The sequence below is a fragment of the Ruegeria sp. ABM4_193 genome, assembly GCF_056158705.1.
Genome location: NZ_JBSWTT010000001.1, coordinates 3,267,747 through 3,280,119 on the forward strand (window position 1 = coordinate 3,267,747; position 12,373 = coordinate 3,280,119).

At 57.1% G+C, this 12,373-nt stretch carries 18 protein-coding genes; 7 read left to right on the plus strand and 11 right to left on the minus strand.

Annotated elements, in window-relative coordinates; all coding sequences use genetic code 11:
- Positions 1-7: 7 nt before the first annotated feature.
- From ACXADZ_RS16380 to ACXADZ_RS16390, 3 genes are read right to left on the minus strand one after another with little or no spacing between them, the layout of a single operon-like run.
- Positions 8-649: an HAD family hydrolase gene (locus ACXADZ_RS16380; RefSeq protein ID WP_475197957.1), complete on the minus strand. Its 642-nt coding sequence runs from the start codon at positions 647-649 to the stop codon at positions 8-10.
- Positions 642-1,205, minus strand: coding sequence for a 16S rRNA (guanine(966)-N(2))-methyltransferase RsmD (gene rsmD, locus ACXADZ_RS16385; protein ID WP_475197959.1), 564 nt, complete (start codon positions 1,203-1,205; stop codon positions 642-644). Before rsmD ends, ACXADZ_RS16380 begins: the two co-directional genes overlap by 8 nt.
- Positions 1,202-2,413 (minus strand): NAD(P)/FAD-dependent oxidoreductase, encoded by a 1,212-nt coding sequence (locus ACXADZ_RS16390; RefSeq protein ID WP_475197960.1) that lies wholly within the window; start codon positions 2,411-2,413, stop codon positions 1,202-1,204. Before ACXADZ_RS16390 ends, rsmD begins: the two co-directional genes overlap by 4 nt.
- A 99-nt stretch (positions 2,414-2,512) precedes the next feature.
- On the opposite strand from ACXADZ_RS16390, the gene ACXADZ_RS16395 reads away from it, so the two are divergent.
- The 4 genes from ACXADZ_RS16395 to ACXADZ_RS16410 all read left to right on the plus strand — a co-directional run bounded on the left by ACXADZ_RS16395 (position 2,513) and on the right by ACXADZ_RS16410 (position 4,036).
- A complete protein-coding gene (locus ACXADZ_RS16395; protein WP_171670676.1) occupies positions 2,513-2,998 on the plus strand; it encodes a peroxiredoxin in 486 nt (161 codons plus the stop codon).
- A 101-nt stretch (positions 2,999-3,099) separates the two neighbouring features.
- A complete protein-coding gene (locus ACXADZ_RS16400) occupies positions 3,100-3,345 on the plus strand; it encodes a glycine zipper 2TM domain-containing protein (RefSeq protein WP_171093193.1) in 246 nt (81 codons plus the stop codon).
- Between the two features lie 10 nt (positions 3,346-3,355).
- The gene (locus ACXADZ_RS16405) at positions 3,356-3,703 is read left to right on the plus strand and encodes an EF-hand domain-containing protein (RefSeq protein WP_171093191.1); all 348 of its coding nucleotides are present in this window, start codon (positions 3,356-3,358) and stop codon (positions 3,701-3,703) included.
- Positions 3,704-3,727: 24 nt separating this feature from the next.
- Positions 3,728-4,036: a hypothetical protein gene (locus ACXADZ_RS16410; protein ID WP_171093188.1), complete on the plus strand. Its 309-nt coding sequence runs from the start codon at positions 3,728-3,730 to the stop codon at positions 4,034-4,036.
- Here ACXADZ_RS16410 and ACXADZ_RS16415 read toward each other — a convergent pair.
- Genes ACXADZ_RS16415 through ACXADZ_RS16430 form a run of 4 tightly spaced genes read right to left on the minus strand, consistent with a single transcriptional unit; the run spans position 4,033 to position 6,778 of the window.
- Positions 4,033-4,326, minus strand: coding sequence for a 4a-hydroxytetrahydrobiopterin dehydratase (locus ACXADZ_RS16415; RefSeq protein WP_171093186.1), 294 nt, complete (start codon positions 4,324-4,326; stop codon positions 4,033-4,035). The two genes, ACXADZ_RS16410 and ACXADZ_RS16415, sit on opposite strands and share 4 nt — an antisense overlap.
- On the minus strand, positions 4,323-5,510 hold the full coding sequence (locus ACXADZ_RS16420; RefSeq protein WP_171093185.1) for a GNAT family N-acetyltransferase: 1,188 nt from the start codon (positions 5,508-5,510) through the stop codon (positions 4,323-4,325). Before ACXADZ_RS16420 ends, ACXADZ_RS16415 begins: the two co-directional genes overlap by 4 nt.
- Before the next feature lie 45 nt (positions 5,511-5,555).
- Positions 5,556-6,326, minus strand: coding sequence for a glycerophosphodiester phosphodiesterase family protein (locus tag ACXADZ_RS16425; RefSeq protein ID WP_171670682.1), 771 nt, complete (start codon positions 6,324-6,326; stop codon positions 5,556-5,558).
- Entirely contained in the window at positions 6,323-6,778 is a 456-nt protein-coding gene (locus tag ACXADZ_RS16430) for a RidA family protein (RefSeq protein WP_171093181.1), read from the minus strand. Before ACXADZ_RS16430 ends, ACXADZ_RS16425 begins: the two co-directional genes overlap by 4 nt.
- 290 nt (positions 6,779-7,068) lie before the next feature.
- On the opposite strand from ACXADZ_RS16430, the gene ACXADZ_RS16435 reads away from it, so the two are divergent.
- Together ACXADZ_RS16435 and ACXADZ_RS16440 are read left to right on the plus strand one after the other, a co-directional pair.
- Positions 7,069-7,884, plus strand: coding sequence for an MlaA family lipoprotein (locus ACXADZ_RS16435; RefSeq protein WP_475197970.1), 816 nt, complete (start codon positions 7,069-7,071; stop codon positions 7,882-7,884).
- Complete coding sequence (locus ACXADZ_RS16440; RefSeq protein ID WP_171184372.1) at positions 7,874-8,473, plus strand: MlaC/ttg2D family ABC transporter substrate-binding protein; 600 nt, start codon at positions 7,874-7,876, stop codon at positions 8,471-8,473. Before ACXADZ_RS16435 ends, ACXADZ_RS16440 begins: the two co-directional genes overlap by 11 nt.
- 93 nt (positions 8,474-8,566) lie before the next feature.
- On the opposite strand, the gene fliP is transcribed toward ACXADZ_RS16440, so the two are convergent.
- Genes fliP through fliF form a run of 4 tightly spaced genes read right to left on the minus strand, consistent with a single transcriptional unit; the run spans position 8,567 to position 11,754 of the window.
- A complete protein-coding gene (gene fliP, locus ACXADZ_RS16445; RefSeq protein ID WP_475197972.1) occupies positions 8,567-9,295 on the minus strand; it encodes a flagellar type III secretion system pore protein FliP in 729 nt (242 codons plus the stop codon).
- Positions 9,295-9,582 carry a FliM/FliN family flagellar motor switch protein gene (locus ACXADZ_RS16450; RefSeq protein ID WP_475197975.1) on the minus strand — a complete coding sequence of 96 codons (288 nt, stop codon included), beginning with the start codon at positions 9,580-9,582 and terminating at the stop codon, positions 9,295-9,297. The genes fliP and ACXADZ_RS16450 overlap by 1 nt, the downstream gene beginning before the upstream one ends.
- A complete protein-coding gene (locus tag ACXADZ_RS16455; protein WP_475197978.1) occupies positions 9,575-10,171 on the minus strand; it encodes an ABC transporter ATP-binding protein in 597 nt (198 codons plus the stop codon). Before ACXADZ_RS16455 ends, ACXADZ_RS16450 begins: the two co-directional genes overlap by 8 nt.
- The gene (gene fliF / locus ACXADZ_RS16460; protein WP_475197981.1) at positions 10,171-11,754 is read right to left on the minus strand and encodes a flagellar basal-body MS-ring/collar protein FliF; all 1,584 of its coding nucleotides are present in this window, start codon (positions 11,752-11,754) and stop codon (positions 10,171-10,173) included. Before fliF ends, ACXADZ_RS16455 begins: the two co-directional genes overlap by 1 nt.
- 118 nt (positions 11,755-11,872) lie before the next feature.
- Here fliF and ACXADZ_RS16465 point away from each other — a divergent pair, with 118 nt between their 5' ends.
- A complete protein-coding gene (locus ACXADZ_RS16465) occupies positions 11,873-12,370 on the plus strand; it encodes a flagellar basal body-associated FliL family protein (RefSeq protein ID WP_475197983.1) in 498 nt (165 codons plus the stop codon).
- The last annotated feature ends 3 nt before the right edge of the window (positions 12,371-12,373 follow it).

Here is a 12,373-nt window from a genome sequence, read left to right on the forward strand (position 1 = left end):
GCACAAATCAGGCTCTGAGTCCCAAAAGCCGATGCACCTGTGCCATATCCGTGATGACTTCGGCACCCAGATCAGCCAAGCTGTCGCCGCCTCCGTGCGGGGCATAGGCCAAACAGCGCATACCTGCCCGCAAGGCCGCTGTGACACCGTTCTGGCTGTCTTCAATAACCACAGGGGTATTTGCTTCGAAGTGCTGAGCGGCCAGCTTGAACATCTTTGGGTCCGGTTTGCCAGTTCCCAGAACATGAGCCGAGAACATAACGTCCTTAAATCGGTCCCAAAGCCCATTCTGACCCAGGGTGATCTTCATCTTGTCCGGGCTGCCGTTTGACGCAACGCAGAACGGGATGCCGTTTTGATCCAGTGCCGCCAACAATTCGGAAACACCAGGCACCAAAGGAACCCCTTTGCGCAGGCGGTCATAGGTTTCAGCATAGATCTGATCCACCCAGTCGTCGGGTAGATCGGCCCCCATGCTGCGTGCCTTGTCGCGCACCCCGACCATCGTTCCGCCTACAAACAGCGACATGCATTCAGGCAATGTGAGGTGCAGGCCATAACCAGCCAGATTGCCCATCAGCACCTGGTTCGAGATCACTTCGCTGTCGACCAGAACACCATCGCAATCGAAAATCACCAGGTCATGCATCCGATTCGTCTTTCCACATCAGAGAGATATGCGTGTCGCCGTATTTCCGACTGTCGTGGAGCTTGAACCCTGCGGGTGCTTGCATCGGGGTGTTTTCTTCCCAAACCAGCAAGGCGTCATCAGCGACCCATCCACCAACGGTTATTGCGGTCACTGCCTTTTGGCCCAACGCTTTGCCGTAGGGCGGATCGAGAAAGATCAGATCATATGGGGCGTTCGGGTTGTCACCCAACCGGGTTGCATCACGGCGGACAAGATCGGTGCGCGCGGCGCTGCGTGTCAGGTCGATATTCTTGCGGATCAATCCCTGCGCCACACGTCCGTCATCAACAAAGGTGACATGGGACGCACCACGCGACAGCGCCTCGAGCCCCAGCGCCCCGGTTCCTGCAAACAGGTCGAGCACGCGCAGATCGTCAAAGTCAATCTGGTGGGTCAGGACGTTGAAAAGACTTTCGCGCACACGGTCAGTGGTGGGACGCAGATGTGCCCCCGCATCCCCTTTGCCGACCGAGGCCAAGGCGCGGCCCCGGAACTCTCCGGCGATGATCCTCACGCTTTGAGCAGCGGCTTCAAGTCCGCGTCCGGATCCGCCACGATGGCCGGATTGGCCGTCTTGCCTGCATCGATCAAGCGTTTGCCGACCATATACGCGCGGGGATCGTTCATTGCGTCCACAGCTATCAACTGATCGCCCTTGTAGTACCAGAAGGACACGGTCTGCCCTTCGCCCTTGCGGGTCACAACCCGGTCATACCCGGTGTTCAGACCGGCGATCTGCAATTTGACATCATACTGGTCCGACCAAAACCACGGGGTCGCCACATAATCCCGGGCCGCGCCCAGCATGTTCTGCGCGACGATCTCGGCCTGATCAATTGCGTTAGGCACACTCTCTAGCCTGATCCGGCCTTCGCCGTGCGGGAACGAAGCACAATCGCCTGCCGCCCAGATTGACGGATCCGAAGTGCGGCCATGGGCGTCGGTCTTGATACCATTGTCCAACTCAAGCCCCGCCATCTCGGCCAATTGGGTTGCGGGCGCGATGCCGACACCAACCACGACAAAGTCAACCTCAAGTTCGGTTCCATCGGTCAGCAGGGCACCTGTGACCTTGCCGTTTTCGCCAACCAACCGATCCAACCCAACGCCTTCGCGAATGTCAGCGCCGTAGTCACTGTGCAATGCGCGGAAATAGTCGCTGGTCTCGGGTGCTGCAACTCGTTGCAGGATACGGTCGGCCATCTCGACCAGAGTCACCTTAACGCCGCGCTTGGCGCAGACGGCTGCGGCCTCAAGCCCGATATAGCCGCCGCCGACGATCAGCGCACGGGCACCTTCGGCCACTTTGGGTTCCATATCGTCGATATGCGCCAGATCGCGCACCACATGCACACCATCCAGGTCGCCGCCAATCGCAGCAGGCAGACGACGCGGATCGGACCCGGTGGTCAGCGCCAGTTCGTCGTAGGAAATGACCTCGTCCCCCAACGTCACAGTCTTGGCTTGCGGATCGATGCCTGTGACGCGCTGGCCCAGACGCAGGGTGATGTTGTTCTCGGCATAGAAACTCTCGGGTCGCAGGAACAGGCGCTCCAGCTCCATCTCGCCCAGCAGGTATGCTTTGGACAAAGGCGGGCGCTGATAGGGCAAATGCGGTTCAGCCCCGATAAGAGTGATGTCACCGTCGAACCCATCCTTGCGCAACCGCGCCACCAAAGATGCCCCCGCCTGACCGGCACCGATCACGACAATATGGTTCATGTTTTGCCCACCCTGCAGTTTTCCCGTGGTCTCTGTGATTGGACCACCTATATTGCGGCTAAGCCCAATTCTGCAAATCCAAACAACAGGAGCTGAAAAATGATTTCAACAGGAGACGCCCTTCCCGAAGCGACACTGACCCAGATGGGCGCGGACGGGCCGGAAGAGGTTCGGATTTCAGAAAAGACCAAGGGCCGCAAAGTGGTGATCTTCGCCGTTCCGGGTGCGTTTACGCCGACTTGCCATTCGGCGCATGTGCCCAGCTTCATGCGGACGAAAGATCAGTTCGACGCCAAAGGCGTGGATGAAATCATCTGCATTTCAGTCAACGATCCGTTTGTCATGAAAGCCTGGGGCGAAGCGACAGGCGCGTCCGAGGCCGGATTGACCATGTTGGCCGATGCGACATCGGAATTCACCAAAGCCATTGGCATGGATTTTGACGCCCCGCCTGTCGGTCTGATTGCACGATCCAAGCGCTATGCCATGTTGGTTGAAGACGGCAAAGTCACAGCCTTGAATTTGGAAGAAAATCCAGGCGCTTGTGAGATCTCTGCCGGTGAGGGCCTGTTAGAGGCCATTTGAACAACATCGGCCCCGGGTATCCGGGGCCTTTGCACCCCAAATTAACTTGAAGACCTGCTCCATTGCGCAAATACTTGGCCTACGCATACGTGGAGTTCTTTATGAAACTTAAGACATTATCACTTATTCTGACCGGCGCAGCCCTGATCTCGGCCTGCGGACCGGCCCCTACCCCACAACAACAAGCCGCGCGCCAGCACGAGATCGCGTGCCTGGGCGGCACATTGGGCGGCGCGTTGATCGGCGGCGCCATCGGCAACCAGTTCGGCGGTGGGTCGGGCAAGACGATCCTGACCGCGGCAGGCGCTGCTGCTGGCGGATTTGAAGGTCAAAGATTTGCATGCTGAGGGGATGGACATGACACGAGCAATTTTCATAACCGCAGCCTTTATTCTGGCATCTGCAGCAACAGCGGAAACCGTTGCTGAATTGCATGAAAAAGAGCTGAACGCCATTGACGCGAACAATGATGGCTTCTTGTCCAAGGATGAGTTCAACGCATTCTCGGATTACGCATTCCAGACCATGGATGAAGACAAGAATGGCACTTTGGGGCTGGACGAGGCAAAGCCGTTTTTAGACATCAAGCAGTTTCAGGATGTTGACCGCAACAAGGACAGCTTTATCTCAAGAGCGGAATATGATGCTCAGATGGGTGAGGATTTCAACGCTGCGGACAAGGATGGCAATGGCCAGCTGGACTAGGCCTGCCACGGACAGGAGTTTGAGATGAACAAATGGATTGGTTTGGGTGTATTGGCGTTGGTCGCAGCGTGTGACGTTCCGCAGGCCCCGGTTGTGACGGGGCCGGACGGTCAGGCCCGCATTCAAATCAATCTATCCGGGCTGACCTGTTATGAAAACCGTTGTCTCGACATTAACCCCGCCGCGCGCAGCGTGCGCCAGATTGGAAACAAGACAACGGGTATCCCAAGATCCATTGACGTCAGCGACGGGACTGTGACACCTGCCGAGTTCCGACAGATGGGCACTGCCGCGTCCCTAGCCGGTGGCCAGGGCTCAGGCAACGATCGCTAGCAAAGACTGTCCATCTTGCGTGCCAGCTTGGCATCCAACGAGGACAGCCCGCCCACGTCATGGGTGGATAGAACGACTTCAACCGTGCGGTACACGTTTGACCATTCCGGGTGGTGGTTCCATTTCTCGGACCAAATCGCCACTTGGGTCATCCACCCAAAGGCAGAAACGAAATTGTCGAAGATGAACGTTTTGGTGATCGCATCTCGGCCTTCGACCATCGTCCAGCCGTTCTTGAACAGCGGATCCAGCAGCGGGCCACGGGTTTCGGTCGACAAGAGTTCGGTCATTGCTGTTCCTCCGGGTTCGATTTCCTGAACGGGCCGTAGTCCGTTAGAATCTCGATCTCTTCTCCCACTGCACGGCCTTCGGCGTCCAGATATTTTTTGACGGCATCAGCAAAACCCGGATCGCCGACCCAGTGCAAGCTATGCGTGCGCGTTGGCAAATAGCCTCGCGCCAGTTTGTGTTCGCCCTGAGCGCCCGCCTCGACCCGGGCCAGACCATGGGCAATGGCAAAGTCTATGGCCCTATAATAGCACAATTCGAAATGCAGGCAGGCATGGTGTTCAACGCAGCCCCAATACCGCCCAAAAAGCGTTTCACGACCTATGAAGTTCAACGCACCCGCGATGGCATAGCCATCCCGTTCCGCCAGCACCAAGGCCATGTCGTCTGCCATGGTTTCCTGCGCAATATCAAAGAATTGGCGCGTCAGATAGGGCGAGCCCCATTTGCGCGCACCGGTATCCTGATAGAACCGCCAAAATGCATCCCAATGTTCCGGGCGCAACGCGTCGCCGGTCAGGGTGCGGATGTCACCGCCAAAGTCATTGGCCTGCGCCCGTTCCTTGCGGATGTTCTTGCGTTTGCGTGATGACAGGGCAATCAGGAAAGCGTCGAAATCAGAATAGCCTTCATTTAACCAGTGAAACTGCTGCGAGATGCGCAACATCAGACCCATCTGTTCCCCGGCCAGCGCTTCGTCTTCAGTACAAAAGGTCGCGTGCACCGATGAGACCTGATTGTCTGCTGCCAGTTGCACTGCGCCTTGCACAAGGGCTGACATGCCGATCCTCTCGTAACCCGGGCGCACCAGGAAACGTCGCCCGGTTGCCGGGGTGAACGGCACCGAAATCTGCAGCTTGGGGTAATATCGCCCACCTGCGCTTTCATAGGCATGGGCCCAGCTGTGATCGAAGATATATTCGCCCTGACTGTGCGACTTGGCGTACATTGGGGCCGCTGCAATCAGCATCCCGTCAAGATAAGCCGTCAGATATTGGGGCTGCCAGCCTGTGCCGCGCCCGACCGACCCGCTTTCTTCCAACGCCAGAAGAAACCGATGAGTTGTAAAGGGATCAAGAGGCCGCCCGCCATCAGCGGCCTCGGGGCAGGCGCAGGCATCCCACTCTGCCGCAGAAATCTGCGACAAGGTGCCCAGTACCTGAATTTCGATCTGTGCCTGATCCATTTATCCTCCGCGCCTGTCCATTATCTGTGACAGGTCAGAGCAGGTTCAAGCTGAATGCGCAGCCAGATACCCTTCGAAAGTCACATTGTCGGCAACTTCACGGGCCTCTGCCTCTTGTTCAGGCGACCGGATGGTCCAGCACAGGATCGGCACGCCGCGCGCCTTCAACTCGGCCACGCGGGGGCGCGTCAGGTCGGCTGCCTCGTGACTGATGAAGCTGGCGTTGCTCCTCTCAAAATCCGGAATGTCGCGCAGGTGTTCGCGGACGGTTTGAGACAACGGCCAATCCTCCGACTCAAAGGCGCATGTTACGATCCCGCATGGCAAATGCGGGGCCAGGCGCGCCAGTTCAGCGGTCGAGTTCGGGTTGAACGACATCAGCGCCAGCGGGCCTTCATAGCCCGACAGAATACGCAGGGCCTCTTGCTCCAGCGGACCGATGCCGGTGCCCATGGCCCCGTCCTGATCTTTGAACTCAACAAGCAACGGCACCTGACCGGCGACAATATCCAGTACTTCTTTCAGCGACGGGATACCTTCACTGTCGGAATGCAGCAACGGAACCGCCGACGCCTCTGCCCCGGTGATCTGCTGAATCGCGCCGGTCTGCCCGGTCAGACGCTTGAGGTCATAGTCGTGAAAGACCATCACCTGACCATCTGCAGTCAGTTGCAGGTCAATCTCGATCCCATATCCGGCGTCAATTGCAGCCTGAATGGCGGCGCGGCTGTTTTCGGGGCGGTTGTCGGAAATGTCATGCAACGCCCGATGCGCAATCGGGCGTTGAAGAAACTCTGACGGCAATGTGGGTGTCATTGGACTTCGAATATCCCCTCGATCTCGACCGCGACGCCCAACGGCAGTGACGCGGCACTGACGGCTGAGCGCGAATGGCGACCGGCATCGCCCAGCGCCTCGACAAGGAAATCGGACGCGCCGTTGATCACTTGCGGTTGCTGCGTGAAATCCGCCGTCGAGTTAACAAACCCTGTTAGCTTCACCACACGCACCAGCTTTTCGATGTCGCCGCCACAGGCTGCTTTGACCTGCGCCAACAGATTGATCGCGCAAACCCGTGCCGCTGCGGCTCCGGCTTCGACATCCATGTCATCCCCCAGTTTACCGGTGATCAGTTCATCGGTTTTCGAAATCTGGCCCGACACATAAACGATGTTGCCCATGCGCACGAATGGCACATAGTTGGCAGCGGGTGCAGGCGCTTCATCCAGTGTAACACCCAGGGTTTCCAGTTTTGCGGCGATGCTCATTGAGAGGGTCCTTCCCTAAATTCGACTCTGCCGGACGCTAACCGGGAAGCTTGGTTTGGGAAAGTCGAAAACCGGCAATGTCCTGTCTGCCTGCGATCTGAGCGTTTCTTTACTTATTACGAGCTGTTGATCCTTGGTCACTTTACCCGCCCCCAAATGACAGGTTACACGCAAGGTGTTTCATTTAAGACCCGAAACGACTAGTGACAGAACTTGTGCCACCCCAGCACGTGGATTTTGATTGAACGTCCGGCGGACCATGTGTCGGACCATTTTGGGAGAAGCAAACCGTGCCAAGCAGATTGCGCCTGAAACATTTTATTGTCCTGTCATGCATGGCCATTCTGTCTGCTTGCGCTACAACTCCGCCCGAGGGGGCCTCGCGTAGCGACGTTTTTGATCCGTATGAGAACAACAACCGGGCGATCCACAAGTTCAACCTTGGTGTGGACCGATTCTTGTTCCGCCCTGCTTCGAAAGGCTATGTGAAGATCGTTCCTGACCCGATGGTGACCAGTTTCAGCACCTTCGCCGAAAATATTTCGCTGCCGGGGCAGGCCGTTGATTACCTGTTGCAGGGCAATCCGAAACAGATGGGCAACGCGTTGCTGCGCTTCGTGATCAACATGACTGTGGGTGGCTTTGGTCTTTCCGCACCGGCGGATGAATTGAACCTGCCACCAGTGGATACAGATTTCGGCGAGACGCTGCATGTTTGGGGTGTGGGCGAAGGCGCATATGTTGAGCTTCCCTTCTACGGCCCATCGACCCAACGGGATGCGATCGGGGTTGTGATCAATTTGTTCTCGAACCCAATCAATTTTTCTCCGGTGCGACCCGTCGACAACATTGGCGTTTACGCCGAGATCGTGCGCCGCATGGGAGATCGCGGCCGGTTCTCGGATACCGTCGATTCGATTCTTTATGAAAGTGCAGACAGTTACGCGCAAGCACGCCTGATCTTTCTGCAAAATCGGCGCTTTGAACTGGCAAGAGATGACGAAGACGCCTATCTGGAACTATATTCTGACCCCTATGCCGAAACCGGGACAGACCCGGTCAGGGACCCCTTTTTAGACCCCTACGAGGACCCCTATGCCGAATAACGAATTGAACCGCCGTCACTTCATCGCCTCGGGCCTTGCATTGGCCCTGCTGCCGATGCCAGCCTTGGCACAGACCGAAGCCGCAGCAAAAGCGCTGGTCAACAGCGTGGTTGCCGACATCAATCGGGTGATCGATTCAGGCAAGTCTGAAAAAGCAATGCTGCGCGACTTCGAAAAGATCTTTGTTCAATATGGCGATGTTCCCATTATGGCGCGTTACGCGCTGGGTGCTGATGCCCGTACGGCCAGCCCGGCCCAATTGAAAAAGTTCACCAAAGCGTTCCAGGGCTATATCTCGCGTAAATATGGCCGTCGATTCCGAGAGTTTATTGGCGGCGAGGTCGATGTGCGCAATGCCAGGAAAATCAAGGCCGGGTACGAAGTTCGGACGCTGGTCAAACTGCGCGGCTCGGCCCCCTTTGACGTGACCTTTCTGGTTTCCGACAAGTCGGGCCGGGACAAGTTCTATAATATGTTCATCGAAGGCGTGAACCTGCTGCTGACCGAACGCACCGAAATCGGCGCTATGCTGGATGCCCGGAAAGGCAATCTGGATCAACTGATCAGAGATCTGAACAAAACAGGCTGACCTTGCGGCCGGGCGTGGCAACGCGCCAGCTCGAAGCCATTTCAGGCACATAACAAAGGGTCAGGTTCTTCTGACCCTTTTTTTGTTTCGATTTCAGGGCGCATAGCTGCGTACCAAAGCGCCCGCAATCAAGGCCCAGCCGTCTGCGATGACAAAGAACGCCAGTTTGAATGGCAAGGATACGATTGCCGGAGGGACCATCATCATGCCCATCGACATCAACACCGCTGCAACAACTAGATCGATGATTAGAAACGGCAGGAAAATCAGAAAGCCAATCTGAAAAGCCCGCGCGATTTCGGACAGCATGAAAGACGGCATCAGGACGGATAGCGGCGCTTGCGCCGAGAGTTCCATCTCATCCCCACCGGGACGTAAGGCTGCCATGGCGTAAAAAGTATCCGCATCCAAGCGGGCTGCCATGAAAGTGCGGAAGGGGCCCAGCGCCCGTTCCAGCGCGGCCTCGACCCCGATCGTTTCCTCCATCATCGGGCGAATGCCACTTTCCCAGGCTTCGGTGAACACGGGGTCCATGATGAAATAGGTCAGAAACAACGCCAGACTGACAATCAGCATATTGGGCGGCGATTGCTGCAAGCCTATCCCCTGTCGCAGGATCGACAAGACTGTTACCAGAAACGGGAAACAGGTGATCATAACTGCCAGGCCCGGCGCTATGCTCAACACCGTGATCAAAAGGATCAACTGGATGGTACGGGCCGATATCGACCCGCCCTCGCCAAGGGACAAAGTCACATCCTGTGCTGCAGCGAGCGATGGCGTCAGCATAATAGCCAGAGCCAGCCAGATCGCAAAGCGCATCAACCGATCCCGTTTTGAAGGTCGGCAATCTCGGTCAGGCGCACAGCCAATTGTCCGGCCTGGTCGCCCTCCATCTCTTCCAGCAAACCACGCGCAACCAGCTGGTCCCCGACGTAAAGGTCGACCGGATCTTCGATCCGTTTGTCCAGCGTCAAAACCGCGTTCTCGCCCATGTTCAACAGATCCCTGATTAGCGGACGGGCACGACCAACCGAGACTGTCACCTCGATCGGGACAGAATCAAACGGGTTTGGTTTTTCTGTTTGCGGGATTTGAGTGTCATTCATTGGACAAAGCCTCTCTTGCCTCAAAGACATAAGCGTCAAAAATCTGTGCGACGGTGGTCAGCAAAGCGCTGCAATCCACTTCGCGCCGGTTGGTTCCGACCTGCAGGCGTGCTTGCCCGGCCTCGAGTGAAGGATCTTCGATGACATTCGGTTCGCGATGCGTGCCCGAGAGCAACAGCGCCTTAACATCTTCAGCGCATCCGGTCGGCACCATGATCTGCATCGGCTGCTCGATCTGCGACCGTGCCATCTCGGACAATTGTTCAACAAGACGTGCGGCCAGCCCTTGTTCAACCATCTGGGGCAAAACCTTTTGGACCAGACTTTCAAACATCGGCTCCAAAGACATGGTCATCCGCATCATTGCCTCGTGACAGGTGAAAGACATGTCCTCCAGCGACTGCGCAAGCTCGGCAGAAACCTTCCCACGGTTTTGCTCTTGAGCCTGAGAGGCGTCTTCCCAACCAGCCCCGTAGCCTTCTTCGAAAGATGCGAGCCTTTGTTCTTCCAGCGTTTCCTCATCCAGCAGCAGAACGTTGCCGGTGCTGGTCTGAGCGGTGAAATCCTCAAGCAGATGGGCAATAGACATCACACCCTCTCCTCGCCTTCTTCAAGCCAACTGCGCAGAATCTCGACTGTTTCTTCTTGCTTGTCGCCGATCATTGTCCGCAATCGCGCGACGGGATCTTCAGTGGCGCTATCGCTCAGAACAGGAACGCCCCCCTGTGGCGGCAAAGGTGCGAAATCAGCACCCTCGCCTGTTGCAATTTCACCAGTCAGAACCGAAGCGCCTTCACTGGCTTCATCAGCGGCGGGCAACAGCGCTGCCGTCATTGCGGGCTTCATAAGGATCGGTCGGATGACGAACAACGCAAGTACCAACGAGACAACCGCCAAGACCACCATCTGGATCAGGGACATGGCATCCAGATGAATCCTTTGCCACATTGAAGACGACGCCAATGTGCCTTGCGGCTCTACTATCGGTAAATCCAGAGACTTCAGAGTTATCACGTCCCCGCGCGCGGCATCGAAACCCACGGCCGAAGCCACCAGTTCCTGAAGCGCGTCCAGCTCTGCCTGTGGCAGCGGTGCAAATGATTCCACGCCCGAGGCATCCACAGTCCGGGTCCCGTTCACCAACACTGCAACCGTCAGTCGTTTGATCGCACCGGGCGCGGTGTGCACTTCAAGCTCTGTCTCAGAGACCTCATAGTTCACACGCTCACGTGTTTGGGTGGCGGTGGAGTTTGACTCATCCCCGCCAGCCCCATCTCCATCGGGCAAATTCGATGCCACGGTGACATCGGAAGACTGATTGCGAGCACTGTCCGAGCGTTCTTCGACATCCGTGCTGATCGCCACACGGCTCTTGGGATCAAATCGCCGCTCGCGGATGGATTCGGTCTTGGTCTCAGTGTCCACACTGACCTCGACCACCGCATTTCCGGTTCCAACGCGCGCTTCGACCAGACGCAGAACACGTTCACGCAGCTGGCGCGATTTGTCTTCCGCTGTATCAGCCGCCACAGCTGTGTCCTGACCACCGATCACGGCCCCGTTCGAGTCGATCACGGTCACGTTCTCGGGTGCAAGCCCGCTCACGGCTGAGGCAACCAGGAACCGGATGGCCTTAGCCTGGTCGCTGGTGATGTCGGCGCCTGAAGGCACCAGATAGACGGAAGCCGTCGGTGATACACTGCGCTGGAACGGGTTCGCCGAGCCGTTGGCGATGTGCACACGTGCCTGGCTGACATGCCGACTGCCGACTATTGTGCGCGCCAGCTCACCTTCTTTTGCGCGCCAGTATGCTGCATCGAACATCTGCGAGGTGGTGCCAAACCCACTCAGCGAATCCAGCAGTTCATACCCCCGGTTGCCATTCGCTGGCAGACCTTCGCTGGCCAGGGTCATCCGCAACTCATCCCGCTGCGCGCCGGGGACATAGATTGATCCACCGCGAATCTCATAGATGACACCGCGCTGATCCAAGGCACGCACGATATCCCCCGCCGCGCCACTTTCCAGGCCTGCATACAGCAGCGTCATGGACGGCGCCGTTACAAGGCGGGACATTCCGAGAATTCCCAAAAACACCAGCGCAACCGCACCAGCAACGATAATTTGTTTACGCCTGTCCAAACTTGCCCAGACAGTTCCGATCTGCTGCACGCTCACCTCCGACTCGCCGACATTCTGCCCGGCGCATCACTTGTTTGGACGATTGCCCTTAACAATCGGTTAGTCCCTGACCGGTTATGAAACGACAGAACGGATGAATGAGGACGTCATGACCGACGCAACGGCTGAACAGGCAGAAGCCCCTGACAAAAAGGGAAAAAAAGCAATACTCATCGGGGTGATTCTGGCGATTTCCGGGGCTGCTGGCGGGTATTTCCTGACCTCTTCAGGGCTGATTCCGTTCGGCGGTAAAGCCGCAAAAGAATCAAGTCAGGACGTCGAAAAGAACACGCCAGCCAGAGCATTGGCAGATGTCGGGTTCGTCGATCTGCCACCCGTGATCGTATCTGTGAATTCGGGCAGTTCTCGGCATCTGAAATTTCACGCGCAGCTCGAAGTGAACGCCCCGTATGTGGCTGACGTCGAAAAAATGCTGCCGCGGATCATGGATGTTCTGAACGGATATCTGCGGGCAGTGGAGTTGCACGATCTTAAAGATCCGCTGGCGCTGATGCGCATCCGTGGCCACTTGCTGCGGCGCGTTGAAATTGTTGTAGGCGAAGGTCGCGTTCGCGACGTGCTGGTCATGGAATTTGTACTGAATTAGGAG

What these genes read in the sequence shown, in the direction of transcription:
- ACXADZ_RS16380 (WP_475197957.1), bottom strand. Translation starts at nt 649, where the DNA reads ATGCATGACCTGGTGATTTTCGATTGCGATGGTGTTCTGGTCGACAGC.
- ACXADZ_RS16390 (WP_475197960.1), bottom strand. Translation starts at nt 2,413, where the DNA reads ATGAACCATATTGTCGTGATCGGTGCCGGTCAGGCGGGGGCATCTTTG.
- ACXADZ_RS16395 (WP_171670676.1), top strand. Translation starts at nt 2,513, where the DNA reads ATGATTTCAACAGGAGACGCCCTTCCCGAAGCGACACTGACCCAGATG.
- ACXADZ_RS16400 (WP_171093193.1), top strand. Translation starts at nt 3,100, where the DNA reads ATGAAACTTAAGACATTATCACTTATTCTGACCGGCGCAGCCCTGATC.
- ACXADZ_RS16405 (WP_171093191.1), top strand. Translation starts at nt 3,356, where the DNA reads ATGACACGAGCAATTTTCATAACCGCAGCCTTTATTCTGGCATCTGCA.
- ACXADZ_RS16410 (WP_171093188.1), top strand. Translation starts at nt 3,728, where the DNA reads ATGAACAAATGGATTGGTTTGGGTGTATTGGCGTTGGTCGCAGCGTGT.
- ACXADZ_RS16415 (WP_171093186.1), bottom strand. Translation starts at nt 4,326, where the DNA reads ATGACCGAACTCTTGTCGACCGAAACCCGTGGCCCGCTGCTGGATCCG.
- ACXADZ_RS16420 (WP_171093185.1), bottom strand. Translation starts at nt 5,510, where the DNA reads ATGGATCAGGCACAGATCGAAATTCAGGTACTGGGCACCTTGTCGCAG.
- ACXADZ_RS16425 (WP_171670682.1), bottom strand. Translation starts at nt 6,326, where the DNA reads ATGACACCCACATTGCCGTCAGAGTTTCTTCAACGCCCGATTGCGCAT.
- ACXADZ_RS16430 (WP_171093181.1), bottom strand. Translation starts at nt 6,778, where the DNA reads ATGAGCATCGCCGCAAAACTGGAAACCCTGGGTGTTACACTGGATGAA.
- ACXADZ_RS16440 (WP_171184372.1), top strand. Translation starts at nt 7,874, where the DNA reads ATGCCGAATAACGAATTGAACCGCCGTCACTTCATCGCCTCGGGCCTT.
- fliP (WP_475197972.1), bottom strand. Translation starts at nt 9,295, where the DNA reads ATGCGCTTTGCGATCTGGCTGGCTCTGGCTATTATGCTGACGCCATCG.
- ACXADZ_RS16450 (WP_475197975.1), bottom strand. Translation starts at nt 9,582, where the DNA reads ATGAATGACACTCAAATCCCGCAAACAGAAAAACCAAACCCGTTTGAT.
- ACXADZ_RS16455 (WP_475197978.1), bottom strand. Translation starts at nt 10,171, where the DNA reads ATGTCTATTGCCCATCTGCTTGAGGATTTCACCGCTCAGACCAGCACC.
- ACXADZ_RS16465 (WP_475197983.1), top strand. Translation starts at nt 11,873, where the DNA reads ATGACCGACGCAACGGCTGAACAGGCAGAAGCCCCTGACAAAAAGGGA.